Consider the following 612-nt stretch of genomic DNA (forward strand, 5'->3'; position numbering starts at 1 on the left):
TCTATTCCAGCAAAAAAAGTAGGCGAGGAGCGTTGGGTCGCTTCGCGTCGGAAGCTAATCGAGTTTTTCACGGGAGACCCAGCATGATCAAAAAGTCAAACGGCCCGGCAACGGCTGCAACCGTTCCGGGCCAGAATTCAAACCAATCCGGTTAAGAAAGAGAATGAATGCAATGAGAAATACCACAACCATTCAATTCATTAAAGATAGCTTCCAGCGTCAAGCCGACTATTGGGATGGTCAGCGTGACCACTCGGATGATAGCGCATATGACGATGCGGTATCAGTTCTTAACGATCTGCGTGACACGACAGACGTTATTGACGAAGCTATTCTTCAGGATTTCGCCGCAGTTTGGGATAGTGAGCACGATCCAAGAACAGTCTGGGCCGAACTGCTTATGAGCATCGGCGACAGCTTTGTCCCAGGCGAGGCCGAACGCGTTCTTCAGGAGTTTCTCGAAGTGGTGTCAGGTGGTGGCGCATGACCGAACTTCCGTGGATGCAAATCTTTGTTGGTGACGAGTTTGCGGAAGCGTCCGCTCTCAGCGCTGAAGAATATGGAGCGCATATGTTTTTGCGCCTCTACCAATGGCGACATGGTGAACTTCCG

1 protein-coding gene is annotated in these 612 nt (G+C 50.8%); it reads left to right on the plus strand.

Annotated elements, in window-relative coordinates; translation table 11 throughout:
* The first annotated feature begins 172 nt into the window (after positions 1-172).
* Entirely contained in the window at positions 173-487 is a 315-nt protein-coding gene (locus RCF13_RS23640; RefSeq protein ID WP_308141600.1) for a hypothetical protein, read from the plus strand.
* The last annotated feature ends 125 nt before the right edge of the window (positions 488-612 follow it).

Origin of the sequence: Stenotrophomonas maltophilia group sp. RNC7 (assembly GCF_030910085.1) — a bacterium.
GTDB lineage: Bacteria > Pseudomonadota > Gammaproteobacteria > Xanthomonadales > Xanthomonadaceae > Stenotrophomonas > Stenotrophomonas sepilia.

Coding starts and splice junctions, on each gene's coding strand:
- RCF13_RS23640 (WP_308141600.1), top strand. CDS start 173: ATGAGAAATACCACAACCATTCAATTCATTAAAGATAGCTTCCAGCGT.